Source organism: Porphyromonas sp. CAG:1061, assembly GCF_000435035.1.
Lineage (GTDB): Bacteria > Bacteroidota > Bacteroidia > Bacteroidales > Porphyromonadaceae > Porphyromonas_A > Porphyromonas_A somerae.
On sequence record NZ_HF988922.1, the window covers coordinates 796 to 1,040 of the forward strand.

1 pseudogene is annotated in these 245 nt (G+C 47.3%); it reads right to left on the minus strand.

Features of this window, described 5'->3' with window-relative positions:
* Nucleotides 1–7: 7 nt before the first annotated feature.
* Nucleotides 8–245 (minus strand): annotated as a pseudogene (locus QVO39_RS05910) (DUF4230 domain-containing protein); the annotation flags it as partial.

Sequence of the window (245 nt, forward strand, 5' to 3'; positions counted from 1 at the left end):
CTTGCGTCTATTGTATTTCATCTTGTTTCTGAATGTTAAGTGTTGGTTGGTCTAATGGAATTGGTTGGGCTGTGGGTGGAAGGGCTGCTGGAGTGTCGAGTACAATAACGGTGCCTGGCACTATGCCAAACATTTTATGAAGTAGCTCTCTTGCCTCTGCCTTTGCCCTTTCTGTAGTGCCATCTTGACGGAGGTCGCTCTGGAGCTGTCGCATGGCTCTTCTTTTCATCTCATTTTCATCTGCG